This is a genomic window from Aminobacter sp. P4_H6_2, from assembly GCF_056400805.1.
Genome location: NZ_JBFUKO010001041.1, coordinates 1 through 1043, shown reverse-complemented (window position 1 = coordinate 1043; position 1043 = coordinate 1). Strand labels below are relative to the sequence as shown.

Genomic DNA, 1043 nt, shown 5'->3' with positions numbered 1-1043 from the left:
AAACAGAATTCCCCAGCGCCGCGATCGGGGAGCGTCTTAGAATGGCGGGCGCAAACAAGTCCGAATTCAAGTCGCTGGAGTGAAGCTGGCCATCTCGCCGGACAAGCCGATCCTCACAGCCTTTGCCCGCAACGCAAGGCGATCGCTGTATGGCGATGCAGGTGGACGGCGATGGCTGAGTGTTTCGGGTGAGGCGGGACGAAGAGATTTCGGACTGCAGAAAAGAAAAACAGGAAGTATTGTAGGCCACCTGGATAACGAAATCCCTGCATGGCTCGCTCTCGTTTTCGCAAGGACAGATGCGAGTTCTCGGCGCGATTGTTCAGACCCTTATGCGATCAATGCTCGACAGTGGGCATGACCTGGCGTCGCGCCGCTCCATAGGAGCGCAGTTTGTCAGTGACGATACGCTTCGGCAGACATCCCTGCTTCTTCATCAAACGGATCAGGAGACGCTTGGCAGCCTTGGTGTTGCGCCGGCTCTGGACCATCTCGTCGAGAACATAGCCGTCCTGATCAACGGCGCGCCATAGACGGTTGCGGAAACTCAGGCGCCATCCGCATCTCCGCAGCATGGTGATCGACATGCTGACGGCCCACTGGTCGCCGGAACAGATCGCCGGCCGCCTACTGGCCGATGGTGTCAGCCTTGTTCGCATCTGCGCGGAGACGATCTACCGCTTCATCTACGACAAGGAAGATTATGGTCTCGGCCTCTACCGCTATTTTCCGGAGGCCCGTCGCAAACGCCGTCCGCGTGGCGCCAGACAGCCGCGAAACAGCGTCTTTCCAGCCAACTGTAGGATATCGCAAAGGCCTGACTTCATGGATGATCGCTCCCAATTCGGCCATTGGGAGGGCGACCTTTTGATTTCGAGCGTGTATTGGGCCATGCCAATGTCACCTCCCAGGTCGAGCGTAAGTGCCGCTACACGGTGATGATCAACAACCAAAGCGTCATCGCGATCCAAATTGGCCACGATAGCGAGGAGCGATCTGATGGATGGATGGGCCCGCTACGGCAACGTTGACCGCTCTTGCGG

2 pseudogenes are annotated in these 1043 nt (G+C 58.0%); one reads left to right on the top strand and one right to left on the bottom strand.

The annotated features are described in order from the left end of the window. Window positions 1–113 precede the first annotated feature (113 nt). A pseudogene (locus AC1DUU_RS32780) lies at window positions 114–533 on the bottom strand (IS6 family transposase); the annotation flags it as partial. Between AC1DUU_RS32780 and AC1DUU_RS32775 the strand changes: the two are divergent. After that, window positions 526–956 (top strand): annotated as a pseudogene (locus tag AC1DUU_RS32775) (IS30 family transposase); the annotation flags it as partial. The pseudogenes AC1DUU_RS32780 and AC1DUU_RS32775 sit on opposite strands and share 8 nt — an antisense overlap. Window positions 957–1043 lie beyond the last annotated feature (87 nt).